23 protein-coding genes and 1 tRNA gene are annotated in these 25,190 nt (G+C 62.1%); 11 read left to right on the top strand and 13 right to left on the bottom strand.

Annotated features, from left to right (window positions below; all coding sequences use genetic code 11):
- Positions 1-35: 35 nt before the first annotated feature.
- The 4 genes from EJ076_RS33265 to EJ076_RS33250 all read right to left on the bottom strand — a co-directional run bounded on the left by EJ076_RS33265 (position 36) and on the right by EJ076_RS33250 (position 2,871).
- Complete coding sequence (locus EJ076_RS33265) at positions 36-239, bottom strand: CsbD family protein (protein WP_091586081.1); 204 nt, start codon at positions 237-239, stop codon at positions 36-38.
- A gap of 555 nt (positions 240-794) precedes the next feature.
- Positions 795-1,364 carry a hypothetical protein gene (locus tag EJ076_RS36180; RefSeq protein ID WP_348639807.1) on the bottom strand — a complete coding sequence of 190 codons (570 nt, stop codon included), beginning with the start codon at positions 1,362-1,364 and terminating at the stop codon, positions 795-797.
- Between the two features lie 181 nt (positions 1,365-1,545).
- Positions 1,546-1,622: transfer RNA gene (locus EJ076_RS33255), tRNA-Arg, on the bottom strand.
- Between the two features lie 85 nt (positions 1,623-1,707).
- Positions 1,708-2,871 (bottom strand): M20 aminoacylase family protein, encoded by a 1,164-nt coding sequence (locus EJ076_RS33250; protein ID WP_109671591.1) that lies wholly within the window; start codon positions 2,869-2,871, stop codon positions 1,708-1,710.
- Between the two features lie 216 nt (positions 2,872-3,087).
- Here EJ076_RS33250 and EJ076_RS33245 point away from each other — a divergent pair, with 216 nt between their 5' ends.
- Together EJ076_RS33245 and EJ076_RS33240 are read left to right on the top strand one after the other, a co-directional pair.
- Positions 3,088-4,251, top strand: coding sequence for a D-alanyl-D-alanine carboxypeptidase family protein (locus tag EJ076_RS33245; protein ID WP_126070714.1), 1,164 nt, complete (start codon positions 3,088-3,090; stop codon positions 4,249-4,251).
- Positions 4,252-4,319: 68 nt separating this feature from the next.
- Positions 4,320-5,423 carry a GTP-binding protein gene (locus EJ076_RS33240; protein WP_126070713.1) on the top strand — a complete coding sequence of 368 codons (1,104 nt, stop codon included), beginning with the start codon at positions 4,320-4,322 and terminating at the stop codon, positions 5,421-5,423.
- Between the two features lie 9 nt (positions 5,424-5,432).
- Here EJ076_RS33240 and EJ076_RS33235 read toward each other — a convergent pair whose 3' ends face one another.
- The 5 genes from EJ076_RS33235 to EJ076_RS33215 all read right to left on the bottom strand — a co-directional run bounded on the left by EJ076_RS33235 (position 5,433) and on the right by EJ076_RS33215 (position 9,349).
- Positions 5,433-5,669 (bottom strand): sulfurtransferase TusA family protein, encoded by a 237-nt coding sequence (locus EJ076_RS33235; RefSeq protein WP_126070712.1) that lies wholly within the window; start codon positions 5,667-5,669, stop codon positions 5,433-5,435.
- Between the two features lie 9 nt (positions 5,670-5,678).
- Positions 5,679-6,977 (bottom strand): murein L,D-transpeptidase family protein, encoded by a 1,299-nt coding sequence (locus EJ076_RS33230; protein WP_126070711.1) that lies wholly within the window; start codon positions 6,975-6,977, stop codon positions 5,679-5,681.
- Between the two features lie 216 nt (positions 6,978-7,193).
- A complete protein-coding gene (locus EJ076_RS33225) occupies positions 7,194-8,144 on the bottom strand; it encodes an acetyl-CoA carboxylase carboxyltransferase subunit alpha (protein WP_109671595.1) in 951 nt (316 codons plus the stop codon).
- A 99-nt stretch (positions 8,145-8,243) separates the two neighbouring features.
- Positions 8,244-9,179 carry a site-specific tyrosine recombinase XerD gene (locus EJ076_RS33220; protein WP_126070710.1) on the bottom strand — a complete coding sequence of 312 codons (936 nt, stop codon included), beginning with the start codon at positions 9,177-9,179 and terminating at the stop codon, positions 8,244-8,246.
- 17 nt (positions 9,180-9,196) lie between these two features.
- Positions 9,197-9,349: a histidine kinase gene (locus tag EJ076_RS33215; RefSeq protein WP_109671597.1), complete on the bottom strand. Its 153-nt coding sequence runs from the start codon at positions 9,347-9,349 to the stop codon at positions 9,197-9,199.
- A gap of 211 nt (positions 9,350-9,560) precedes the next feature.
- On the opposite strand from EJ076_RS33215, the gene EJ076_RS33210 reads away from it, so the two are divergent.
- Genes EJ076_RS33210 through EJ076_RS33200 form a run of 3 tightly spaced genes read left to right on the top strand, consistent with a single transcriptional unit; the run spans position 9,561 to position 12,201 of the window.
- Positions 9,561-10,172, top strand: coding sequence for a shikimate kinase (locus tag EJ076_RS33210; RefSeq protein WP_126070709.1), 612 nt, complete (start codon positions 9,561-9,563; stop codon positions 10,170-10,172).
- The gene (aroB, locus tag EJ076_RS33205; RefSeq protein ID WP_109671599.1) at positions 10,169-11,311 is read left to right on the top strand and encodes a 3-dehydroquinate synthase; all 1,143 of its coding nucleotides are present in this window, start codon (positions 10,169-10,171) and stop codon (positions 11,309-11,311) included. The genes EJ076_RS33210 and aroB overlap by 4 nt, the downstream gene beginning before the upstream one ends.
- Positions 11,308-12,201 carry an HlyC/CorC family transporter gene (locus EJ076_RS33200; RefSeq protein WP_126070708.1) on the top strand — a complete coding sequence of 298 codons (894 nt, stop codon included), beginning with the start codon at positions 11,308-11,310 and terminating at the stop codon, positions 12,199-12,201. Before aroB ends, EJ076_RS33200 begins: the two co-directional genes overlap by 4 nt.
- Positions 12,202-12,243: 42 nt before the next feature.
- Here the strand turns inward: EJ076_RS33200 and EJ076_RS33195 are convergent, their stop codons facing one another.
- From EJ076_RS33195 to EJ076_RS33185, 3 genes are read right to left on the bottom strand one after another with little or no spacing between them, the layout of a single operon-like run.
- Entirely contained in the window at positions 12,244-13,785 is a 1,542-nt protein-coding gene (locus tag EJ076_RS33195; protein WP_109671601.1) for a SpoVR family protein, read from the bottom strand.
- Positions 13,786-13,794: 9 nt separating this feature from the next.
- Entirely contained in the window at positions 13,795-15,102 is a 1,308-nt protein-coding gene (locus EJ076_RS33190) for a YeaH/YhbH family protein (protein ID WP_109671602.1), read from the bottom strand.
- 18 nt (positions 15,103-15,120) lie between these two features.
- On the bottom strand, positions 15,121-17,070 hold the full coding sequence (locus EJ076_RS33185; RefSeq protein ID WP_109671603.1) for a PrkA family serine protein kinase: 1,950 nt from the start codon (positions 17,068-17,070) through the stop codon (positions 15,121-15,123).
- 441 nt (positions 17,071-17,511) lie between these two features.
- Between EJ076_RS33185 and EJ076_RS33180 the strand changes: the two genes are divergently transcribed.
- Together EJ076_RS33180 and EJ076_RS33175 are read left to right on the top strand one after the other, a co-directional pair.
- Positions 17,512-18,318, top strand: coding sequence for an alpha/beta hydrolase (locus EJ076_RS33180; RefSeq protein ID WP_126070707.1), 807 nt, complete (start codon positions 17,512-17,514; stop codon positions 18,316-18,318).
- 118 nt (positions 18,319-18,436) lie between these two features.
- Positions 18,437-19,990 (top strand): acetolactate synthase large subunit, encoded by a 1,554-nt coding sequence (locus tag EJ076_RS33175; RefSeq protein WP_126070706.1) that lies wholly within the window; start codon positions 18,437-18,439, stop codon positions 19,988-19,990.
- 28 nt (positions 19,991-20,018) lie between these two features.
- Here EJ076_RS33175 and EJ076_RS33170 read toward each other — a convergent pair whose 3' ends face one another.
- The gene (locus tag EJ076_RS33170; RefSeq protein ID WP_126070705.1) at positions 20,019-20,321 is read right to left on the bottom strand and encodes a BolA family transcriptional regulator; all 303 of its coding nucleotides are present in this window, start codon (positions 20,319-20,321) and stop codon (positions 20,019-20,021) included.
- Between the two features lie 181 nt (positions 20,322-20,502).
- Here EJ076_RS33170 and EJ076_RS33165 point away from each other — a divergent pair, with 181 nt between their 5' ends.
- From EJ076_RS33165 to EJ076_RS33150, 4 genes are all read left to right on the top strand, one after another.
- Positions 20,503-21,132: a J domain-containing protein gene (locus EJ076_RS33165; RefSeq protein WP_126070704.1), complete on the top strand. Its 630-nt coding sequence runs from the start codon at positions 20,503-20,505 to the stop codon at positions 21,130-21,132.
- A gap of 123 nt (positions 21,133-21,255) precedes the next feature.
- The gene (gene cobS / locus EJ076_RS33160; protein WP_109671608.1) at positions 21,256-22,242 is read left to right on the top strand and encodes a cobaltochelatase subunit CobS; all 987 of its coding nucleotides are present in this window, start codon (positions 21,256-21,258) and stop codon (positions 22,240-22,242) included.
- 11 nt (positions 22,243-22,253) lie between these two features.
- On the top strand, positions 22,254-24,152 hold the full coding sequence (cobT, locus tag EJ076_RS33155; protein ID WP_109671661.1) for a cobaltochelatase subunit CobT: 1,899 nt from the start codon (positions 22,254-22,256) through the stop codon (positions 24,150-24,152).
- Positions 24,149-25,177 (top strand): esterase-like activity of phytase family protein, encoded by a 1,029-nt coding sequence (locus EJ076_RS33150; RefSeq protein ID WP_126070703.1) that lies wholly within the window; start codon positions 24,149-24,151, stop codon positions 25,175-25,177. The genes cobT and EJ076_RS33150 overlap by 4 nt, the downstream gene beginning before the upstream one ends.
- The last annotated feature ends 13 nt before the right edge of the window (positions 25,178-25,190 follow it).

Raw genomic sequence — 25,190 nt, 5'->3', positions numbered from 1 at the left:
CGCCCTTTTTAAGGTCAGTTCATGGGATCCGAAGCCTACCACCCCTGCCGGCCGTACCAGTCGTCGATGTCGCGCCGAGCGCGATCCTTCTCAATGCCGTAGCGCTCCTGAATCTTCCCTTCCAGCTGATCGCGCTTGCCGGCAATGCGGTCGAGATCATCATCGGTGAGTTTGCCCCACTGTTCCTTGACCTTGCCCTTTACCTGCTTCCAGTTTCCTTCGACACGGTTCCAGTCCATGGCAAATCTATCCTCCGTTTCAGATAGCGTGAGAACGCCGTCATCCGACCGGAGTTCCCAACGAATTTCACTAACTGCACCCGCCTCAATGCGGGCGTCGAAAGCGTCCTGCCAGCAAGCTGTTTCGTTCGTAAGACCTGTGCTAGCAACGAGCGGACCTGAGAAATGTTTCAGGTGAACGGAACTCGGTAAGTCGGGTGGGTTGTCGATGAACAACAGGAGGATGAAACATGTTTGTAAAGGAAAACCATCGCGAAACCGGAGCAACGAAATATCCGACGAAGACCGGTTCCGATCCCTCAGATGACTTCTCCCGGGACGCGGCCGGCAACAGGAAGCCCAAGGACGGTCTAGGACTGACGCGTCTAGTCAGTGAAGTCGATGGTAAGACCCACCGGTCCGGTGGCAGAGGGCTAGAATCACTGCGGCGGTAGTCTACCGCCGCAGCATCAAAGCGGTGCGTCACCGGGGCAAGGACCGGAAAGCTAGGCAAGCCGCCGGCGGCATCATCACGCTACGCCCGGGTTCCCTTGGGCCGGATCTGCCAGGTCGCCTTCATCCTTGGGCTCGATCAGGTCGATTAGCGCTGCGACTCGTGTTCCCGGCAGCGGTCGTACCTGGCTCATCAACGCCCTCATCACCAAAGGCCCAGGCCCATGCCTCTCTTAACTTCTCGACAGAGGCACCGGACGCGATGATCTCCGCAATCGTCACGTCGTCTACGCGTCCGAGAACCGAAACAACGTCTTGGGGTGTCATGGTCATCCTTTCCTCCTTTCGAAATTCCACCGAAGCAGATGGGCATTCGATGCAGCGCTTGCCACCAGGCATTTGAAGACTGTCGCGAAGCGTCTTAGCGATCCCTCTTGACGCAGAGGAAATCAATTCCCAGCTCATCTTTGTCGGTCGCCGCGCAAGGGGCCGATCTGTCAGGGAGCGCCAGGCTTCTTGGCGCGTTTTGAGCGGCGCTTCAGCCTTGGGCGCGAGGTTGAAGACCGGAACCATGCAGAACGATACGGGAAGATTCCTGATTTTGGCCCACGAAAAAATCAATAAAATCAACGATTTTAATACGCCCTCCGGGCCCACCATGTTCACCTGTTCTCCGGCGAAGGAGGGCGGCATTCCCAAATCCGACTTATGCACGACAGTTGGGATCGGTGGTGGGTGTTCCCGCAGGCAGGCAACGCGAAATCACGCAAATAGATGTCCTGGCCCCGCTAACTGACCATCAAAAACGCCGTACTAATTTCCGTACTAATTGGCAAAAAAGTACGGAAGCATTTCGCTAAGCCTTTGAAATGCATGGTGATCCCGACAGGAATCGAACCTGTGACCTACAGATTAGGAATCTGCCGCTCTATCCTACTGAGCTACGGGACCACGCGGCCCGACACATAGCCGCTTCGGATCGTTTCGCCAAGAGGCTGGCCGAAGGCAATTCGGCCAGCCCTTTGTGCTGATGCTATCAGGCCGCCAGCGCGGTTTCCGCCAGTTTCACCCAGTAGCTCATGCCGTGCGGGATGACCTCGTCGTTGAAGTCGTAGGCGGGATGGTGGAGGCCGGCGGTGTCGCCATTGCCGATGAAGATGAAGGCGCCGGGGCGGGCTTCCAGCATATAGGAGAAATCCTCGCCGCCCATCACCGGCTGGATGCCGCGGTGGACATGGGCATCGCCGGCGACGCCGGCCGCGACATCGCTGGCGAAAACCGTTTCTTCCGCGTGGTTGAAGGTCACGGGGTAGTTCGCCTGGTAGTCGACCTCGATCTTGGCGCCGAACGCGGTCGCCAGCCCGTCGCAGATGGTGCGGATGCGCTCTTCCGACCTCTTGGCGATTTCCTTGCGCAAGGTGCGCACGGTGCCGGCGATTTCAGCGGTTTCCGGGATGATGTTGTAGGCATCGCCGGCGTGGAACTTGGTCACCGACACCACCACGGCCTCGACCGGGTCGGTGCTGCGCGAGGCGATCGTCTGCAAGGCGCCGACAAGCTGGCTGGTGATGACGATCGGGTCGATCGTGCCGTGCGGCATCGCCGCATGGCCGCCCTTGCCGCGCACGGTGATGGTGAACTCGGCCGTCGCCGCCATGATCGGGCCCGGGCGGATGGCGAACTGTCCGACAGGCAGGCCCGGCATGTTGTGCATGCCGAACACTTTGGAAATGTCGAAACGCTCCATCATGCCGTCCTTGACCATCTCGTTGCCGCCGCCGCCGCCTTCCTCCGCCGGCTGGAAGATCACCGCCACCGAGCCGGTGAAGTTGCGTGTCTCGGCGAGATATTTCGCGGCACCAAGCAGCATCGCCGTGTGGCCGTCATGGCCGCAGGCATGCATCTTGCCGGGGATGGTCGAGGCGTAGGACTTGCCTGATATCTCGTTGAGCGGCAGCGCGTCCATGTCGGCGCGCAGGCCGATGGTCGGGCCTTCGCCCTGGCGGCCGCGGATGATGCCAACCACGCCGGTCTTGCCGAGGCCGGTGACCACGTCGTCGCAGCCGAAGGCTTTCAGCTTCTCGGTAACGAACGCAGCGGTCTTGAAGACATCGAAGTTCAGTTCTGGCGTCTGGTGCAGATGCTGGCGCCAGCCGGCAACTTCGTCCTGCATTTCGGCGGCACGGTTCAGGATTGGCATGATGGTTCCATCTCGCTGTTGGGACAGGCGGGTGTTGTCCGCTGCCTTGCAATTGTGATCGCCAGGCACTTTGCCATGTTGGCGTCACATAGAGTAAATAGCACCGCAACAATACGGTCCGGTTTTTGAGGGTCGGACCTATCATGCTGGCGATCGCGTAACGAAATCTTACGGAGCCAGGGGCGACTACGGCAAGAGGCGATTTCGGATTTGATCATGCGGCACAGGCATTTCCTCAAACTATTCTCGGCTGGCACAATCGCGCTGTCGGTCGTGGCCGGGCCGGCGCTGGCGAATCCGGTGGTTGTGTTCGACCTCAGCAGCGGCAAGATCCTGCAGCATCAGGATGCGTTCAAGCGCTGGTATCCGGCGTCGCTGAGCAAGCTGATGACCGCTTATGTGACCTTTCGGGCGCTTGCGGCCGGCGAGGTGCAGCTTGATTCGCCGATCAAGGTGACCAAACACTCCGCCGCCGAGCCGCCAAGCAAGATGGGTTTCAAGCCGGGTTCGGTGATGCGGCTCGACAATGCGCTGAAGATGATGCTGGTCAAATCGGCCAACGACATCGCCATGGCCGTCGGCGAAAATGTCGGTGGTTCGCAGGCAGCCTTTGCCGAGCGGATGAATGCCGAGGCGACCCGGCTCGGCATGAATGGCACGCATTTCGTCAATCCGAACGGGCTCTATTCGCCGGACCAGTACACGACGGCGCGCGACCTCGCCGTGCTGGTGATGGCGATCCGCCGCGAATTTCCGCAATATGTGCCGTGGTTCTCGATTGAAGGCCTTGCCGTCGGCAAGAAGGCGATTCCCAACTACAATCTCTTGATTGGCCGTTATCCCGGCGCCGATGGCATGAAGACTGGCTTTGTCTGCCCCTCCGGCTTCAACATGATCGGCTCGGCGACCCGCAACGGGCGCACGCTGGTCGCGGTCGTGCTTGGCGAGAAATCGGCGGTCACCCGCGCTGAGACCGCCGCAAAACTGCTCGACCAGGGTTTTGACACGCCTGCCGCCGGCTCGGCCACCGTCACCACGCTGGCGCCCTACGGCGATCTGGTCTCGCCAAACGACATGCATGACGAGGTCTGCAAGAAGAAGACGCCGCAGGAGCAGTCCGAGGCACCACCGGTCGTTGCCAAGGACGTGCCGAAATCGCCCTATCAGGAAAAGCTCGACCATGTGCCGACGCTGGTTGCCGTCGGCCTCGGCGGCGCCACAGGTCCGGCGCCGAAGGCCATGCTCGACCAGGGTGCGCAGGAATATGCCGACGTGCCGATCCCGAGCTGGCGGCCCGACAGACCGGCGCCGGCAGGCACCGGCCCGAAGATTGCCGGCTCCGCCGCGCAAGGCGACCAGCCGGCCAAGGTTGCGAACTAGAGCATGATCCTGAAGTGCGGATACCGGTTTTCGGAAAAAATCATGCTCAAACAGACAGATAGAGCTCGATGAGCAGCTTTCCGATCCCCGTCTCGGTGCTGACCGGTTTCCTCGGCGCCGGCAAGACGACGCTGCTCAACCGGCTGCTCAAGGATCCGGCGCTGGCCGACACGGCGGTGATCATCAACGAGTTCGGCGAGGTGGCGATCGACCATCTGCTGGTCGAGCAGTCTTCCGACGGCATCATCCAGCTTTCCGACGGCTGCCTGTGCTGCACGGTGCGCGGCGAGCTGGTCGACACGCTGGCCGACCTGGTCGATCGGCTGCAGACCGGCCGCATCGCCCGTCTTGCCCGTGTCGTCGTCGAAACCACGGGGCTGGCCGATCCGGCGCCGGTGCTGCAGTCGATCATGGCGCATCCCGCACTTGTCCAGGCCTTCCGGCTCGACGGCGTCATCACGCTGGTCGATGCGGTCAACGGCAACGCCACGCTCGACGCCCATGTCGAGGCGGTCAAGCAGGTCGCCGTCGCCGACCGGATCGTGCTCAGCAAAGCCGATCTGGTCACCGACCCCGGCGATCTGGAGACGCTGGGGGCACGCCTGCGGCAGATCAATCCGGGCGCCGAACTGCTCGATGTCGCCGACATGGGGACAGGCGTGGCGGCATTGTTTGATCGCGGCCTCTACAACCCGGCGACGAAATCCGCCGATGTGCGGCGCTGGCTTGGCGAGGAAGCAGAGCACGATCACGACCACCATCGTCATGACCATGATCACGAACATGTCCACGGTCATCGCCACGATTCGCGTGTCCGCTCATATTCGCTGGTCCATGACGGCCCGGTGCCATTTTCGGCCATCGAGATGTTCCTCGACCTGCTGCGTTCGACACATGGCGAGCATCTGCTGCGGATGAAGGGCGTCATCGAACTCAGGGAAGACCCGTCGCGGCCGCTGGTGATCCATGGCGTGCAGAAAATCCTGCATCCGCCGGTGCAATTGTCGTCCTGGCCCGACAGCCAGCGCGGCACGCGGCTGGTGCTGATCACGCTCGACATGCCGGAAGATTATATCCGCCGGCTGTTTGCCGCCTTCACCAACCGGCCGTCGATCGACACGCCCGATCGCGAGGCGCTGGAAAATAATCCGCTGGCAATCGCCGGACGTTGAACTCTACGATTACGACACGCCGCGCTCGACCAGGAAGCGGTGGCCGCCCGAGACCGCCGCCGTTTCAATCAACTGGTGGCCGCTGTCGGAGCAGAAGGCCGGAATATCGATGACGGCGAGCGGGTCGGTGGTCTCTAACCACAGCCGGTTGCCTGGCTGCATCCCGGCCAGGCGCTTCTTGGCCTTGAGCACGGGCAAGGGACAGTTCAGTCCCTTGAGGTCATAGACAGCGGCGCGGTCAGCCACGAGTGAAAATCAACCGCCGAACATGCCGAGCAGCTTGTTCTTCAGCTTCGTCACCCTGCTCTCGTCGGCACTTGCCGCTTGCGTTTCGGCCACTGGCGCGGCTTCGGAAGGGGCCGCGATGGTCGCGGTGGCGACAGGGGCTTCCTTGGCGGCCTTCGCGGCCTCCTTTTCAGCCAGAGCCTGGGCCTTGGCGGCTTCCTTGGCTTGCTTGGCCGCCTCTATGGCAGCCAGCCTCTGCTCCTCGGCCTTTTGCTTGGCGGCCTTTTCGGCGTCGAGGGCGGCCATCTTGCGGCCGGCAGGCGAATCGATGCGGCCCATGCGCGCCGTCTCGGTCACCGAGCCATCGTTGTTGAGCGACGGCGGATCGATCGGCACGCGCTCGCCGCGCGCCCGGCGCTTGGACCAGTCGGAGACGATGCTGGCTTCCTTGATGCCGGCGATGGTCGGCTTGGGTGGGGGCACGCTGGCCTTGACCGCGCCGTTGAACGCCGCGTCATAGGTGCTCATGTAGGAATTGTAGGCACTTTTCAGCGAATCAGGCTGCGTCGACGCCGGGCAGGCGCCGGTCGGGTTGAATGTCTCACCGTCGGCGGCGACCTGGTTGAAGACATAGCGCTTTTCGCAGACATCGACTTTCGGCGGCACCTTGGTGATCTCGAAATTGTCGTAGCCGACCTTCAGCATCTTCCAGAACTCGTAATTCGGGTCATTGCGATAGCGCGCCATGTTGGCGGCGGTCATGCGGAATGGAAAGGCCTCGACCTGGAACTCGGTCTGCCCGCCCTGAAAGGCGTCGCGGCCAAAGGCATAGATCTGCTCGATCTGCGCATCGGTCATCGAATAGCAGCCCGACGACGAGCAAGCGCCGTGCACCATCAGGTTCTGACCGGTGCGGCCATTGGCGCGGTCATAGGCATTGGGAAAGCCGATGTTGAAGGACAGATGGTAGTTCGAGCGCGGATTCATCTGCGACGGCCGCACCGTGTAGAAGCCTTCCGGCGCCTGGCGGTCGCCCTCGGTGTATTTCGGCCCGAGCTTGCCCGACCATTTGCAGATGTCGTAGCTCGCCACCATGTCGTAGCGGCCGTTGGTCTTGGCCTTCCAGATCTCGAGCTTGCCCTCTTCCTTGAAGATGCGGGCCATCACCGACGAGGTGCGGACCATGCCCTTGGCTCTCATGTCGGCGAGGATCTTGTCGGGCAGCGGCTTGTTGGCCTCCGGGGCAAAATCCTTCATCGACGAATTGTTACACCCGGCAACGCCGAGGGCAGCGATCAGGATTCCGGTGCGGGCAAGCTTGACAAACATGGCTGCGGATATCGTCTTTTCTCTGGCGCCGGACGTTTCTTTGCCCCGGCTACTGCACTGCGCATCGACGGACCCTAAGCCCGTTAACCTTGAAAATTCCTTACCGCAAGTGTCGACGCGTCCCCTGACGGCAATCCCATTGAGCCGAATGCAGCGGCATTTTTGTGGCAAAAATGCTCCGCGCCGCCACATTGTGGCGGGCAAGGCTGCCTGCGGTCAGAGGCTGCGGCCCATTGCCAGGTATTTCTCACGGCGCTGCTCGCGGAAATCGGTGTTGGCGCCGGCGAACTCCTTCATCGTCCTGGCGATGAGGTCGCCGGTCGCGGCAATCACGGTTTCGGCGCCACGATGCGCGCCGCCGAGCGGCTCGGGAATAATGGCGTCGATGATCTTCAGCTCCAGAAGATCCTGCGCGGTGATCTTCATGTTGGTCGCCGCGTCCTTCGATCGCGTCGTGTCGCGCCACAGGATCGAGGCGGCACCCTCCGGCGAAATCACCGAATAGATGGCGTGTTCAAGCATGTAGACGCGGTTGGCGGTGGCGATGGCGATGGCGCCGCCCGAGCCGCCTTCACCGATGACCACCGAGATCGACGGCACTTTCAGGCCAAGGCAGGCCGAAGTCGAGCGCGCAATGGCTTCCGCCTGGCCTCGCTCCTCGGCGCCGACGCCAGGATAGGCGCCGGCGGTGTCGACCAGCGTCAGCAGCGGGATCTTGAAGCGGTCGGCGAGTTCCATCAGCCGCACCGCCTTGCGGTAGCCTTCCGGCCGCACCGAGCCGAAATTGTGCTTCAGCCGGCTGGTCGTATCGGAACCCTTTTCCTGGCCGATGATGGCGACAGGCTCGCCGCGAAAACGGGCGAAGCCGCCGACGATCGCCTGGTCCTCGCCGTAATTGCGGTCGCCCGCCAGTGGCGTGAAATCATTGAACAGGCCCTTGATGTAGTCGACGCAATGCGGCCTGTCGGGATGGCGCGCCACCTGCACCTTCTGCCACGGCGTCAGCGCCTTGTAGGCGTCGCGCAGCGCGTCGCGGGAGCGCTTCTCGAGACGGCTGATCTCGTCGCCGACATCGACCGCCTCGCCGTTCTCGGCAAGCTTCTTTAGCTCGAGGATCTTGCCCTCGAGGTCCTGCACCGGCTTTTCGAAATCGAGGTAATTGTACATGCGTGAGCGGACCGATACGTCGGAAGGCAATGGCTGACGGAACCCTTGAATACAAGGCTCCGGGCGGTGGAATGTCGTCCTCACATAGCGATATGAGGCCTAGTCGGCAAGCGGATGATGATCGTTGACCAACCGCACCAGTCGCTCTTCCAGCACATGGGTGTAAATCTGTGTCGTCGATATGTCGGCATGACCGAGCAACTGCTGCACCGCCCTGAGATCGGCGCCGTTCTGCAGGAGATGGCTGGCGAAAGCGTGGCGCAGCACATGCGGCGAGATCTTCGCCGAGGCGATGCCCGCCCTTGCCGCCAGCCCTTTCAGGTCACGGGCAAAGACCTGGCGCGAGAGATAGCCGCTGTCGGAGGCGGCCGGAAACAGGAATGGACTGTCGGCGAAGGCAGGCACCTTGGCGCGGGCGGCAAGCCAGGTCTTCATCGCCGTGCGCGCCTTGGCCGAGAGCGGCACCATGCGCTCCTTGTCGCCCTTGCCGCGCACCATGAAGAAACGGTCGTCGCGCTGCGCCACCGTCACCGGCAGGCCGACCAGCTCGGAAACGCGCAGGCCGGTGGCGTAAAGCACCTCGACCAGCGCATGCAGGCGCAGTGCCGCAAGCCACTCACTGTTGCCAAGCGCGGCATCTTTGCCGAGCCTGGGATCGTCGGCCTCAAGCGCTGCGCGGTCGATCAGCCGGCCAGTATCGGCCTCGCTCATCGTCTTGGGCAGCGGGCGGCCCTTTTTTGGGCTGTCCAGCGTGCCGGTCGGGTCATCGCTGCGCAGGCCCTCGGCGTAGAGGAATTTGAAGAACTGGCGGATCGCCGACAGTTTGCGCGCCTGCGATGTGGCGGCAAAGCCGCGAGCGGCGATGTCGTCGAGATAGGCGCGGATATCGGCGGCGGCCGCGCCGGCGAGCCCGCCATCGATCTCGCTTGAGGCGTCTTCGAGGTCGCGGCGGTAGGAGGAAAGCGTGTTTTCGGCCGCACCCCGCTCGGCGCTCATCATTTCCAGGAAGGCTTCGATGCGGGCGGCGCTGTTCATTCAGCTTGCCTTGTCATTCAACTTTTCTTGGGATTGAGCTTTTCCGGAGGGATGCGCACGGTCATTTCCCCCTTCTTGGGCTCGACGAACATCACCAGTGCGAACATCGTACCATAGGCAATGCCAGCCAGAATCGCGAGCGTAACGACAAAGCGAAACAGTGTCGGCATCAATTTTCGCCCGTCTTCTTGTTCTGCGTTTCCAAACCCTGTCCCCTTATGGGACGCCAATCCGGCCAATTCAAGGAAGAAGCTGAGGCCTGTTAGCAACTTCTGATGCAGAGGTCAGCCAGCCCATATCGGGCTTGAAGTGCTCGCTACGCTTGACGCAAACGGGCTTTTCATGTCGATACGCCGGCAAAGAGGGTCCTAGAAACATCCGATGAACGCGCTGCCAGCAAATCCTCCAGACGAGACCCACGCCGCGCTGCTTGGCCGGCTGGGCAGCCGTTCCGTCGTCTTTGTCGGGCTGATGGGCGCCGGCAAGACGGCGATCGGTCGCAAGGTGGCAACGATACTGGCGCTGCCCTTCATCGACAGCGACCAGGAGATCGAAAGCGTCTCGCGCATGACCGTTCCGGAGTTGTTCGAGCGCTACGGCGAGACGGAGTTCAGGGCGCTGGAGCAGCGCGTCATCCTGCGCGTGCTGGAAAACGGCCCACAAGTGCTGTCGACGGGCGGCGGCGCCTTCATGAACGCGCAGACGCGCGAGGCGATCGCAGCGCACGGCGTGTCGGTGTGGCTGAAGGCCGAGCTCGGCCTGTTGATGGAGCGCGTCTCCAAGAAACAGAACCGGCCGCTCCTGAAAAGCGCTGACCCGCGCGCCGTGCTGGAGCGGCTGATGGGGGAGCGCTATCCAGTCTACGCGACATCCGATGTCACCGTGCCGACCCGCGACGACCGTAAGGAGGTCATCGCCGCCGAGGTGGTCGACGCGCTGTGCCGGCATTTCGGCATCGATGAGACTGCCGCGACAGGCGAGGTGGAATCGTGAGCGTCGATGCACCCGTTGTTGTCGAAGTCGGCCTTGGCGATCGGACCTACGACATTCTGATCGGCTCCGGCCTGCTGTCGCGGGCCGGTGCGGAGATTTCGCGCCGCCTGCCGGGCACACGCGCCGCTGTCGTCACCGACGCCAACGTCGCGGCAGTGCATCTCGATGCGCTGAAAGTCGGCCTCGAAACGGTCGGCATTCAACCCGCCGTCATCACGCTGCCGCCCGGCGAGAAGACCAAGAGCTTTGCCCATCTCGAAGAGGTGGTCGACGGTGTGCTGGCCGCCAGGCTGGAGCGCGGCGACATCGTCATCGCCTTCGGCGGCGGCGTCATCGGCGACCTCGCCGGCTTTGCCGCCGGCATCGTGCGCCGCGGCATGAATTTCGTGCAGATCCCGACCTCGCTGCTGGCGCAGGTCGATTCCTCGGTTGGCGGCAAGACCGGCATCAACAGTGCGCGCGGCAAGAACCTTGTCGGCGTCTTCCATCAGCCGAAACTGGTGTTGGCCGACACCGGAGTGCTCGACACGCTGCCGATCCGCGAATTCCGTGCCGGTTACGCTGAGCTTGCCAAATACGGGTTGATCGACCGGCCGGAGTTTTTCGCCTGGCTGGAAGAGAACTGGGCAAAGGTTTTTGCCGGCGGGCCGGAGAGAGCGCAGGCGATTGCCGAAGCCTGCCGCGCCAAGGCCGACGTCGTTGCGCGCGACGAGTTCGAGACTGGCGACCGCGCATTGCTCAATCTCGGCCACACGTTCGGCCACGCGCTGGAAGCCGCCACCCAGTATGACGGAACCCGCCTCGTCCATGGCGAGGGGGTCGCTATCGGCATGGCGCTGGCGTACCGGTTCTCGTCGCGGCTCAACCTGGCCAGCCCCGACGATGCCGCGCGCGTCGAGGCGCATCTGCGCGCCGTCGGCCTGCCTTGGCGGATAGTCGACATTCCGGGTGATTTGCCCGACGCCGAGGCGCTGCTGGCCTTCATCACCCAGGACAAGAAGGTCTCGCGCGGCGCGCTGACCTTCATCCTGACGCGCGGCATCGGCCAGGCCTTCATCGCCAAGGATGTGCCGGCTTCGGAAGTGCTGTCGTTCCTCAGGGAGAACCACCCAGGCCCGAAGGAAAGCGATCGGAGATGAACGAGACCGGCTGGATCGTCGTCGCTGTCCTCGCCGCCCTCGTCCTGCTGGCCGTTGCCTTGCGCACGCGCCTGCTTGCCGCTTTCGGCTACGAGCTGTCTCGCATCGAGCCGCAGCGTTCGACCCAGGACGAGTTGCGCGGCGCGGTCGACGATTTCCGCCGCGACGGCCAGGTGGTGCGCGAGGATCGCGACCGTGTCGGCGGCCTGTTCGATCTCGCCGAGCTCGAAGTCTCCGATATCATGGTCCACCGCACCAACATGCGCTCGGTCAATGCCGACAATGCACCTGAAGCGGTTGTGCGCGAGATCCTGCAGAGCCCGCACACCCGCATGCCGCTGTGGAAGGGCTCACTCGACAACATCGTCGGTGTGCTGCACGCCAAAGACCTACTGCGCGCGCTCAACGAAGTCGGCAACGATTTCTCCAGGATCGACGTGATGAAGATCGCGTCGAAACCCTGGTTCGTGCCCGACACGACGACTTTGCAGGAACAGCTCAACGCCTTCCTGCGCCGCAAGGCGCATTTCGCTATCGTCGTCGACGAATATGGCGAGGTCGAAGGGCTGGTGACGCTAGAGGACATTATCGAGGAGATCGTCGGCGAGATCGCTGACGAGCACGATGTCGACATCCAAGGCGTCAAGCAGGAGGCCGACGGCTCCGTCGTCGTCGACGGCACGGTGCCGATCCGCGACCTCAACCGGGCGCTCGACTGGAACCTGCCGGACGAGGAAGCAACCACCATTGCCGGCCTCGTCATCCACGAGACGCAGTCGATCCCCGAGGAGAAACAGGCCTTCACCTTCCACGGCAAGCGCTTCATCGTCATGAAACGCGACAAGAACCGGATCGCCAGGCTGAGGATCAGGCCAGCCGGCGACGCCTGAAGCGCGTTGAGGAGCTGCGAGGACCAGCGCAGCTACGGAGCCTCATTCCGCGATCTGGCTCGTCGAGCGTTCGTGGATCGCCACACCCGTCTCAGCGTCGACAGCCGCCAAGCTGACCTCATAACCCCAAAGCCTGCGGATGTGACGAAGCGTAGCGTCGCGGCTGGCATCATCGAGAAGGATGCCGTTGTTGACCTTGTGCTGCAGTCGCAAATGTCGGTCGCCGAGCAGATCGACATCCACCACCTGGATGTCCGGTTGGTTCGCGCCGACCTCGTAGCTGTGAGCGAGCGCGGCGCGTATCTCGTCATAGCCGCGTTCGTTGTGGATCGAAGCGACTTGGCAGTGCGGTTGGTCGGCAGCGTCGCCGACCACAAAGAACCGCCATTTCCGGATCAAGGCAGGACTGAGATACTGGCGGATAAAGGACTCGTCGCGGTGATCCGCCCAGGCGCCAAGTAGGACCTCGCGCCAGTTGCCGTGGCCGGCGATATCGGGAAACCAGTCCCGATCCTCGGCCGTCGGCTTGGTCGAGATGCGCTGAATGTCCTGCATCATATCGAGGCCGAGAGCGTAGGGGTTGATGCCGGAAAAGCGCGGATCGTCGAACGCCGGCTGGAAGACCACGTTGGAATGATTGCGCAGGATTTCGAGCATGGCGCCTTCGCTAATCTGGCCGCGATCGAACAGCATGTTCATCAGCGTATAGTGGACGAAAGTTGCGCAGCCCTCGTTCATCACCTGTGTCTGCCGTTGCGGATAAAAATATTGTGCTATGACGCGAACGATCCTGATGATCTCACGCTGCCAAGGCTCCAGGACCAAGCTGTTCTTTTCCAGGAAATAAAGCAGGTTTTCTTCGGGCAGGTTGAGCGATTTCTTCCGCTCCGGGTCTTGTCCCTTGTCGTTGGCCTTTCGCTGCGACGGCGGCAGCGTGCGCCACAAATCATTGTAGGACTGCTCTTCGTATTCGAGGCGCTCGCGAAGCCCTTCGCGCTGCCGCTCCGACGACAGCTTCGGCGGCCGGTGATAACGGAACACGCCCTGCGCCATCAGCGCGTGGGCGGAATCGAGAACAGCCTCGACGGCGGCGAGGCCGTGCCGCTCCTCGCAACGGACAATGTAGCCCTTGGCGAAATCGAGGTAGCTAAGGATCGCCCCAGCGTCCGTCCACTGCTTGAACAACTGATTGTTCTTGAAGAAATGGTTGTGCCCGAGCGCAGCATGGGCCGTCACCAAGGCCTGCAAGGCCATGGTGTTTTCCTCCATCAGATAGACGATGCAAGGATTGGAATTGATGACCAGTTCATAGGCAAGCCCTCGCCCACCTTTGCGATAGAGCAGGTCCTGGTAGAGGAAATGTTTGCCGAAAGACCAGTGACGGTACATCAGCGGCATGCCGACCGACGAATAGGCGTCGAGCATCTGCTGGGAGGAGATGATCTCCATCTGCACGGGATAGGTATCGAGATGAAGCTCTTCGACGGCGATTGCCTCGATCGCATCATAGGCCCGCGACAATGTCTTGAAATCCCAGTCGGACCCCGAAAAAAGCAGGCTGGATTTACTGGCTTGTCGGGCCATCGGACACCTTCACGCTCTCTTAAGGGGAGCCGGCTGTCTGCCGAAGAGCTGGCGGAAGACCGGATAGATATCGGCGGGCGTGGCGATGCGGCTCATCTGGAAGTTCGGCCATCTCTGGTCGACTTCGCTATAGGCACGCCACAGCGATGTCCCGTTTTCAGTCGCGCCGAAGATATGGGCTTCACGCTCGTCGATGATCTCGACATAGGCAAAATACTGGCACAACCGCATGAGCTTGCCGTTGAGCAATGCTATGCATCGCTCGGAATCGCCGGCGAAATTGTCGCCGTCCGAGGCCTGGGCGGCGTAGATGTTCCATTCGTGGACGGGGTAACGTTCGTCAATAATGCGGTGCATTTCCTCCAGCGCGGTGGAAACGACAGTGCCGCCGCTTTGCGTGTTGTAGAAGAATGTTTCCTCGTCGACCTCCTGGGCCAGATGCGTGTGGCGGATGAAGACGATTTCGATGCGGTCGTACCGCCGTTTCAAGAACAGGTGCAGCAGTACGAAGAAGCGCTTGGCCAAGTCCTTTTCGCGCTCGCCCATCGAGCCAGACACATCCATCAGACAGAACATGACGGCATTGGCGTTCGGCACGGGTCGGGGATCGAAGCGGTTGAACCGGATGTCGACCGGATCGACATAGGCAATTCGCCTGCGCCGCCGCTCCAGCCGGTCAAGCTCTTCGCGCAACGCCGCAACGCGCTGATGCGCCGCTGCACTGGATGGCACCTCCTCAAACGTGGCGATTTCCCGGAGGATCGCGTCCAACTCCTCCTGCTTAGGACGCCTCAACGCAATGCGGCGGCCATGGCTGTTACGCATCGTGCGCCCAACATTGATGTTGGTCGGTGAACCGGTGGCGGCGAAGCCAGCCCGGCGCGGCTTGTAGGCAAGGATCTCCTTGAGGTTGAGCTTGACCATATCTGGGAGTTCGAGATCCTCGAAAAAAAGATCGAGCACCTCCTCGCGTGACAGCACGAAACGAAAGTCGTCTTCAGACGCCGTGTTCCCCGGGGACGACGCTCCCGCGCCTCCGCCGGGCTTGGGGATCAGGTCTCCAGGGGAGAAATGCCTGTTGCCCGGCAGGATGTGCTGGCGCCTGCCGCTGTTCCAGGCGTTGTTGAAGCTCGGCTCGGCCGTGCCTGTTTCAGGCATGGGTACGGCGTGCTCGGCATCCACGTCGGCGATCCTGCCGGTGCGGATCTGATCGCGTATGCTCCGCTTCAGTTCCTCGCGCGCACGCTTGAGAAAGCGCTGGCGATTGCCGAGGCTCTTGTCCTTTGGATTCAGGCGACGGTCGATGAAGATCGGCATGGACCCATCCGGGCTCTCTCAACCCGCCTTGTTCACTCGCATATACCAATCCACAAGGCGACGCACCTGCCGCTGGGTGTAGCCGCGCTCAACCATCCGCTGCACGAATTCATTGTGGCGTTTTTCCGTGACGCTGTCCTGCTTGGAACCGAAGCTGATCACGGGTAAGAGATCTTCGACCTGTCCGAACATCCGCTTCTCGATCACTTCGCGCAGCTTTTCATAACTCGTCCATGACGGGTTGCGGCCGTCGTTCCTTGCGCGAGCGCGCAGCGTGAACTTCACAACCTCATTGCGGAAGTCCTTGGGATTGGCGATGCCGGCCGGCTTTTCAACCTGGGACAATTCCTTTTCCAATACCTCGCGATTGAGCACCTGGCCGGTATCTGGATCCTTGTAGTCCTGATCCTCGATCCAGGCATCGGCATAGGCAATGTAACGGTCAAAGAGGTTCTGGCCATACTCGCTGTACGATTCCAGATAGGCCTTCTGGATTTCGTGGCCGATGAACTCGGCATAGCGCGTTGCCAATTCCGACTTGATGAACTCGAGATAGGCAGCTTCCATCTCCTTTGGAAACTGCTCGCGCTTGATCGCCTCTTCCAGGATGTACATCAGATGCACGGGATCGGCAGCCACCTCCTTCGTGTCGTAGTTGAATGTCTGCGACAGGATCTTGAAGGCGAAGCGTGTGCTGACGCCAGTCATGCCTTCGGCGACGCCGGCGGCGTCGCGATATTCCTGGACCGACTTCGCCTTGGGGTCGACGTCCTTCTGGTTCTCGCCGTCATAGGCGCGCATCTTGGTGTAGAGCGGCGAATTGTCATGCTCGGCAAGGCGGGTCGAGACGGTGAACCGGCTGAGAAGATCCAGCACCTCGGGGGCGCAGGGGCTGGCGGCCAATTCGCTCTCCCGCAGCAGCTTTTCGTAAATCTGCCTTTCTTCGGTGGTCCGCAGGCAATACGGCACCTTGACCACGAGGATGCGGTCGAGAAAGGCCTCGTTGTTCTTGTTGTTCTTGAACTGTTGCCATTCCGATTCGTTGGAATGGGCCACGATGATCCCCTGATAGGGAAAGGCGCCGAAATTCTCGGTACCGTTGTAGCTGCCTTCCTGGGTCGCCGTCAGCAACGGATGCAGAACCTTGATAGGCGCCTTGAACATCTCGACGAATTCGAGCAGGCCCTGTGTGGTCCGGTTCAGTCCGCCGCTGTAGGAATAAGCATCCGGATCGGACTGGCTGAAATTTTCCAATTGCCGGATGTCGACTTTGCCAACCAGGGCCGAGACATCCTGATTGTTCTCATCGCCAGGCTCTGTCTTGGCAATGCCGATCTGGCGTAGCCGCGAAGGCATCAACTTGACCACGCTGAATTTGGAAATGTCGCCGGCCAGTTCGTCGAGGCGCTTGGCCGCCCATGGCGAGATGAGCCCGTTCAGTCGGCGTCGGGCTATGCCGTATTTGTCCTCCAGCAAGTCGCCCATGCGATCGGGATGGAAAAGGCCAAGTGGCGATTCGAAAACCGGGCTGATCTGGTTACCGACCTTCAGCGTGTAGATTGGGCGCTGCTCCATCAATTTCTTCAGCCGTTCGGCAAGCGAGGATTTGCCGCCACCGACCGGGCCTAGGAGATAGAGGATCTGCTTGCGCTCCTCGAGCCCTTGGGAGGCATAGCGAAAATAGCCGGCGATGCGCTCGATCGTGTCCTCCATGCCATAGAAATCTGCAAAGGAGGGGTACACCTTCACGGTCCGGTTGGAGAAAATGCGGCCGAGCCGCTCATCCTTGCTGGTGTCGACCAGGTTCGGCTCGCCGATCGCCTCGACCATCCGTTCAGGCGCCGAGGCATACATCGATTTGTCTTCCCGGCAGGCAAGGAGATATTGCTGGAGGCTGATCTCCTCCTGCGCCACGCTCGTATAAATTTCCGAAAACAGATCGAAGACGTCAGACTGGTTCTCTCGCATGATTCTGGCCCTCGGAGCCGTTCTGGGTGCCAGACGGCTCATCACAGATTCAACTGCTGGAAAGCATTGTGGTTCCCTTCACATGAAGGAGAGCGCGTGCATCTGGCATTGAAACCCGGGACACTACCCATGTGGCTGGAATGCTTGCCCAAATACTTAGGTGGTGATGGCCAGATGAGACCGTCAAGGGGTAGATATTGATTTCGTGAACTGAACTGCAAGGACAGTGCATTTGATGCAGCCTGATGCTCCGAGAGTTGCGACCCGATGCGAGTTCGACGAAGCCCGGTTTGAACCGGCCTCCTCTGCCGCGGATGAGCCCCCAAAAGCTCGAGTGTCATTCGCGGGTCGGATCGATGATCGATCGCCGAACCAGACCTTAACGGGACGCTCGTGGCGCCTGCGGGCACTGTCGGCACCCACACGGTCGGGAGAACCATGATGATCGATCGACGAAGCCTCATTCTGGCCTCCATGGCGGCGATGCTGCCATTGGGAGCATCGGCGGCGCGGCGCCCGCGCCAATCCGCGCCAAAAACCTTCGACTACGGGCCGGCCAAGCTCGACATCTACGCGTCCGATGGAGCAAGCGGCCTGCCGGTCGTCTTTTTCGTCCATGGCGGCACCTGGCAGTTCGGCAAACGCAGCCAGGTTGATGCCAAGCCGGCCTTCCTGCTGGCCAACGGCTTCTGCTTCGTCTCCATCGATTACCGCATGTTGCCTAAGGCCGATGTCGCCACCCAGGCGGACGACGTCGAAAAAGCCTATGCCTATATCAGGGCCAACATTGCCCAGCATGGCGGCGACCCCAACCGCATCGTCGGTATGGGCCATTCGGCCGGCTGCCATCTGATTGCACTGACCGGCATGCGCGGTGGGCTGCCCGGCGTCGCGGCGTTCATTCTCGACGATACAAGGGCCTACGATCTTGCCGCGCTTGCCAAAAATGGCGGCATGGTTCGGGCCTATGCACGGGTCTTCTCCGATCCCTCGCAATGGGCAGCACTTTCGCCGGCCAGCTATGTCGGCGGCCACAAGCATCCGCCGACCTTGATTGCCTATTCGCGGGCGTCTGGCCGTGGCGAGGCCTCGAAGGCCTTTGCCGAGCGTCTGCGGGCCACCGGCACCATGGTTACGCTGTTCGACGGCAGCGCCTATACGCACATGTCGATCAATCGTGATTTCGGTGAGGACGGCGACGCGCTGACCGCCGCCGCGCTGGCATTTCTCAAATCGACGGTCGGCTGATCCCGAGCCTCCCGAGGCAGCGGCGCGGCGCGACTGGATCAGATCAAAAGCACCGGCAGGATATTGCCGCGCGGGCGCCGACAGGTGCAAGTGCTCTCTTCGATCGGGAGAGAACTGCATGAACGGCGCCGATGTCCTGTGTGACGTGCTTCTGGCCAATGATGTGACGGTCTGCTTCGCCAACCCCGGCACATCAGAAATGCATTTTGTTGCAGCACTTGACCGCAAACCGCAGATGCGTTGCGTGCTTGGCCTGTTCGAGGGTGTGGTGACCGGTGCCGCCGATGGCTATGCGCGGATGACCGATCGGCCGGCCGCGACGCTGCTGCACACCGGTCCCGGCCTGGCCAATGGTCTCGCCAACATGCACAATGCGCGGCGCGCCTTCAGCCCGATGATCAACATTGCCGGCGATCATGCTTCTTATCATCTGCCGCTCGATGCTCCACTCACCAGCGATATCGAGGGCCTTGCGAGACCGATGTCGAACTGGGTGCGCCGCATCGGCGGCCCGGACGATGTCGCGCCGGCGACCGAGGCGGCCTTGCGCGCATCGCTGGCACCTCCCGGCGTCACGACCCTGATCCTGCCGGCGGATGCCGCCTGGGGTGAAGTCGGGGCGGTCTCGGTTGGCAAGGTGAGGCTGGCGCCGCCGCCCGCCGTCGACATGGAGGCGGTAAGAAAGATCGCCGCGGCGATCCGTGCCGCTCCGGGTCGGGCGGGCATCATCGTTCGCGGGAAGGCCGCACGCGCCGATGCGCTCGCCATCGCCGGGCAGATCTCTACGGACAGCGATGTCCGCCTGTTCAGCGAGGTTCTGATCGCGCGAATGCAGCGCGGACGCGGGCGTGTGGCGCCGGCTCGCATCCCTTATCCGGTCGATGCGGCGACGGCTGTGCTCAGGGATATCGACGTCCTGATCCTGGTCGGCGGGAAGGAACCGGTTGCCTTCTTTGCCTATCCGGGAAAACCGGGACGGCTTGTCCATGAGGGCTGCCAGGTGCTGACGCTGGCAGCCCATGGCGACGATCTGCATGCGGCGCTGGAAGCGCTTCGCGACGAACTCGGCATAAAGCCGTCGCAACAACAGGTGTTCGCGACCGCCTTTCCCGACGAGGCAACGCCGAACGGCAGACTGACGGAAGATGCCATCGCATTGTCAGTGGCGCGCAAGCTTCCCGTGGATGCGATCGTCTGCGACGAAGCGATCACTTCGGCCAGGCGTTTCTTCGCACTGTCGGCCTTTGCCGCGCCGCACGACTACATGATGGGCACAGGCGGATCGATCGGCGGCGGCATTCCGATGGCGACCGGGGCGGCAATCGCCTGTCCCGACCGCAAGGTGATCAATCTCGAGGCCGATGGCAGCGGCATGTACACGGTGCAGGGGCTGTGGACCCAGGCCAGGGAAAAGCTCGACGTGCTGACGATCGTATTTTCCAACCGAACCTATGCGATCCTGCATGGCGAGATGAAGAATGTCGGTGTCGAGGCGATCGGCGAGAACGCCAGGCGCATACTCGACCTCGACCATCCGTCGCTGGACTGGGTCTCGTTGGCCAAAGGCATGGGCGTGGAGGCGGCCCGCGCCGATACGTGCGAGCGGTTCGACGCGCTGCTGGACAGTGCGCTGTCGCGGCGCGGGCCGTTCCTCATCGAAGCGGTGCTCTGAGTGCGGCGGAGGTGAGGGCGGGTCTGGCCTACCAGCGGGTCTTTTCGCCGGGAGCCGCCGGTTCGATCGCCAGCGCGTGCACGCCGGCCTTCAATTCGTCGGCAAGCAATTCGTTGACGGCGCGGTGACGGTCGATGCGGCTCATGCCGGCAAAGGCGGAAGCGACGACGCGGACGCGAAAATGTGTCTCGCCGGTGCCGTCATAGGCGCCGTGATGGTCGGAGCCGTGATGGTGATGGCCGGCATGGAGATGGCTTTCGTTGATAATGACCAGCCGGTCCGGCGAAAATGCCTTGTTGAGCTTGTCTTCCATGGTCGTCTGTATGGACATCGCCGTCTCCCTTCACCACATATGGCTGGCGCGTCAGCCTTGAAACCGAAAATCGGTCTTTGCAAAAGCCGCTGCCGCGTAACAAAATCCGCCATTCGCCTGCTTTGTGCCGCGATTCAGCGGTTAGGGCGATGATCTCGAAAATGTCAATTCTTGTTTCGCATCTGCGAACGCCCCATAAATGGGTAAGATGAAGCCGTACCCCAAATATTTCGAGAAGATTCGCGTCCGTCCCGACAAGGACGCGGAGCTGAAGTCGCACTCGCCGATTTGCCAGTGGGACGGCTGCAAGGAAGCGGGCACCCATCGCGCGCCGGTCGGGCGCATGAAGGAGGGCGAGTATTTCCGCTTCTGCTTCGACCATGTGCGCGAGTACAACAAGGGCTTCAACTATTTCTCCGGCGTGCCGGACACCGAGGTCGCGCGCTTCCAGAAGGAAGCGATGACCGGTCACCGGCCGACCTGGAAGATGGGCGTCAACGGCGCCTCGACGCGTTCGTCTCCGGATATGGCGCAGCTGCGTTCCGGCCGCGCCGGCTACTACAACCGCATGCGAGACCCGTTCGACCTGTTCAAGGGGCCGAAGGATCCGCGCGAGGCGCGCGAGCGCAAGGCCAAGCCGCTTGAGGCCAAGGCGCTGGAAACGCTTGGCCTTGATACAAAGGCGACTGGCAAGGAGATCAAGGCGCGCTATAAGGAACTGGTGAAACTACACCATCCGGATGCGAATGGTGGCGACAGAGGTTCGGAAGACCGGTTCCGCGATGTGCTGCAGGCCTATCGCGTGCTCAAACAGGCGGGCCTGTGCTGAGCGACCATACGGTTCGTGTCGTTTTCCAACTTTCATAAGGTTGGAAAACGCTCTAAGACCGCCCCCGGACAAATTCGATTGCCGGCGAAATCAGGCTTTTCGCCCGTGGAGACGTTGAGAGATATGAACAAGGTCGATCGTGACATCGCCAACCTGCCCGACACAACGGTGTCGGTGAAGGAAAAATTCGGCTTCGAGTCCAAGATGGTGGTGCCGGCTTATTCGGTGACATCAGAGCATGTGCCCGACATCGATCCGGACTATCTGTTCGACAAGAACACGACGATGGCGATCCTTGCGGGCTTTGCCTACAACCGCCGCGTCATGGTGTCGGGCTATCACGGCACCGGCAAGTCGACCCATATCGAGCAGGTCGCAGCCCGCCTCAACTGGCCCTGCGTGCGCGTCAACCTCGACAGCCATGTCAGCCGTATCGATCTCGTCGGCAAGGACGCGATCGTGGTCAAGGACGGCTTGCAGATCACCGAATTCCGCGACGGCATCCTGCCCTGGGCCTACCAGCACAATGTCGCACTCTGCTTCGACGAGTATGATGCCGGCCGCCCGGACGTGATGTTCGTCATCCAGCGCGTGCTGGAATCGTCGGGCCGGCTGACACTGCTCGACCAGAGCCGGGTCATCCGCCCCCATCCAGCCTTCCGGCTGTTTTCGACCGCCAACACGGTCGGTCTCGGCGACACCACCGGCCTCTATCACGGCACGCAGCAGATCAACCAGGCGCAGATGGACCGCTGGTCGATCGTCACCACGCTGAATTACCTGCCGCATGACAATGAAGTCGCCATCGTACTGGCCAAGGCCAAGCACTATCGCGACGCCAAGGGCAAGGAGATCGTCAACAAGATGGTGCGCGTCGCCGACATGACGCGCTCGGCCTTCATCAATGGCGATCTGTCGACCGTGATGAGCCCGCGCACCGTCATCACCTGGGCCGAGAATGCCGAGATCTTCGGCAATATCGGCATGGCGTTCCGGCTGACCTTCCTCAACAAATGCGACGAGCTGGAACGCTCGGTGGTGGCCGAGTTCTACCAGCGCGCCTTTGGCGAGGATCTGCCGGAATCAGCGGCAAACGTGGTGCTGGGCTAAGCAGAGTCTCGATGGCGGGTCCGGGCGACAACACGCGCAACAAGTCGAAGACGGGGTCTGAAGCCGACAGCTTCAAGCGCGCCGTCACCGTCTGCATGCGCGCCATTGCCGGCGACAAGGAACTCGAAGTCGGTTTCGCCAAGGACAGGCCGGCTCTCGCCGGCAGCCGGGCACGTTTGCCCGAATTGCCGAAGAAGGCGTCGAAGACCGACATAGCCATCACCCGCGGGCTCGGCGATTCCATGGCGCTGAAGCGCGCCTGCCACGATGTCCGCATCCACACCAAGCTGGCGCCGGAAGGCAAGGCAGCCCGCGCCATCTATGACGCGGTCGAGCAGGCCCGCGTCGAGGCGATCGGTAGCCGCGCCATGCAGGGCGTCGCCGACAACATAGGCTCGATGCTGGAGGACAAATACGCCAAGGCCAATCTCGTCGACGTCAAGGACAAGGCCGACGCGCCGATCGAAGAAGCGCTGGCGCTGATGGTGCGCGAGAAGCTGACTGGCCGGCCGGTCCCGAAAAGCGGCGAGCGGCTGGTCGAACTCTGGCGCCCCTGGGTCGAGGAAAAGGCCAAGGCCGATCTCGATGGTCTTTCGGCCAAGCTCGGCGACCAGCAGGCCTTCGCCCGCGTCGTGCGCGAGATGCTCGCCTCCATGGAAATGGCCGAGGAGCTCGGCGACGACCAGGAGACGGAAGACTCCGAGGACAATGACGACAACCAGCCGCAAGGCGAGGAACAGAGCGAAGAGGGCGGCGAAGAGGATTCCGGCTCCGAACAGTCGCAGTCCGAGGATGCCGAAGCTTCGGCCGATGACGAGCAGTCGGCCGAGACAGAAGCCTCCGACGCTACCGCCGACGACCTGTCCGACGATGACGACGCCGATGCCGAGACACCCGGCGAGGCGCGCCGCAACGACAATCCCTTCACGAATCTGCCGAAGGAAATCGACTACAAGGTCTTCACCACGGCTTTTGACGAGACGGTAGGGGCCGAGGAGCTTTGCGAAGAAGAAGAGCTCGACCGGCTGCGCGCCTTCCTCGACAAGCAGCTTGCCAATCTGTCGGGCGTCGTCGGCCGGCTGGCCAACCGGCTGCAGCGCCGGCTGATGGCACAACAGAACCGTTCCTGGGATTTCGACCTGGAAGAGGGTTACCTCGACCCCGCCCGGCTGGTACGCGTCGTCATCGATCCGATGCAGCCGCTGTCGTTCAAGCAGGAGCGCGACACCAAATTCCGCGACACGGTGGTGACGCTGGTGCTCGACAATTCCGGCTCGATGCGTGGCCGGCCGATCACGGTCGCGGCCACCTGCGCCGACATTTTGGCGCGCACGCTGGAACGCTGCGGTGTCTCGGTCGAGATCCTCGGCTTCACCACGCGGGCCTGGAAGGGCGGGCAGGCGCGCGAGAAGTGGCTGAAGGACGGCAAGCCGCCGAATCCCGGCCGGCTCAACGATTTGCGCCACATCATCTACAAGTCGGCCGACCATCCGTGGCGGCGGGCCCGGCGCAATCTCGGCCTGATGATGCGCGAAGGCCTGCTCAAGGAAAACATCGACGGCGAGGCGCTGCTGTGGGCGCACAACCGTCTGATTGCCCGGCCGGAGCAGCGCAAGATCCTGATGATGATTTCGGACGGTGCGCCGGTTGACGATTCGACGCTGTCGGTCAATCCGGGCAATTATCTCGAACGCCATCTGCGCGCCGTCATCGAGCTGATCGAGACGCGTTCGCCGGTGGAACTGCTGGCCATCGGCATCGGCCATGACGTCACGCGCTATTACCGCCGTGCCGTCACCATCGTCGATGCCGAGGAACTGGCCGGCGCCATGACCGAGCAGCTGGCTTCGCTGTTTGCCGAGGAAAGCGCGAAGGATACGCGGCGCGGCGGCATGCGGCGCGCCGGATGATCTCTTCGCGCGGCGGTTTTCGGCAGACGCTTTTCGCCGCCATCGCCCTATTTGCCGGCGTGGGTTCGGCGGCGGCCAGTTCGGCTGGCTCAAGCTTGGTCGAACCGGCCGAGGTGTCGGCTCGCCCGATCACCGAATTCCACATTGGCCATGCCGACAAGCAGTTCGGCCCGCTCGAATTCGTCGGCGGGCTGGAGATGACTTCGCCGATTCGCGATTTCGGTGCGCTGTCGGCCTTCCGCTTCCTGAAAGCCGGCGGCGATTTCATCGGCGTTGCCGATACCGGCTTCTGGTTCTTCGGCACGGTGGTCCGCGACGCCGACAAGCGGCCGTCCGGCATCCAGAATTTCCGCATGCAGCAGATGGTCGACGAGACCGGCCGGCCGATCGACAAGAAATGGGAGGTCGATGCGGAAGGCCTCGCGGTCAAGGACGGGATTGCCACCGTCGGCTTCGAGCGCAACCACCGCGTCGCCCAGTTCAAGATTGACCCGGCCGACATGAAGGCGCCGTTCAAGCAGCTTGATTTCCTGGTTCCGGCCCGGGAGCTGCGCCAGAATCGCGGCTTCGAGACCGTCACCCACGCCAATGCCAACGGCCAGCACGAGGGTGGGCTGGTCGTGGTCTCCGAGAAGAGCCTCGACAAGGCCGGCAACATCTACGCCGCCATCATCGAAGGGCCGCACAAGGGCGTCTTCACCGTCAAGCGCAATGGCGATTTCGACATCACCGACGGCGCCTTCCTGCCGGATGGCGACCTGCTGCTTCTGGAGCGCAGCTTCTCGATGGCCCGCGGCGTCAAGATGCGGCTGCGGCGCATCTATGGCGAGAGTGTCGAAAAGGGCGCCGTCGCCGATGGGCCTGTGCTGCTGGAAGCCGACATGGGCTACCAGATCGACAATATGGAAGGGCTCGACGTCTGGACCCGTGACGACGGCGCGCTGATGGTGTCGCTGATCTCCGACGACAACCATTCGATCCTGCAGCGCAACCTCTATCTGGAATTCATCCTGCACCAGGATTGAGCCCCGCCACTGC

The sequence above is a fragment of the Mesorhizobium sp. M7D.F.Ca.US.005.01.1.1 genome (assembly GCF_003952545.1).
Classification (GTDB): domain Bacteria; phylum Pseudomonadota; class Alphaproteobacteria; order Rhizobiales; family Rhizobiaceae; genus Mesorhizobium; species Mesorhizobium loti.
This window is presented reverse-complemented; position numbering and strand designations above follow the sequence as displayed.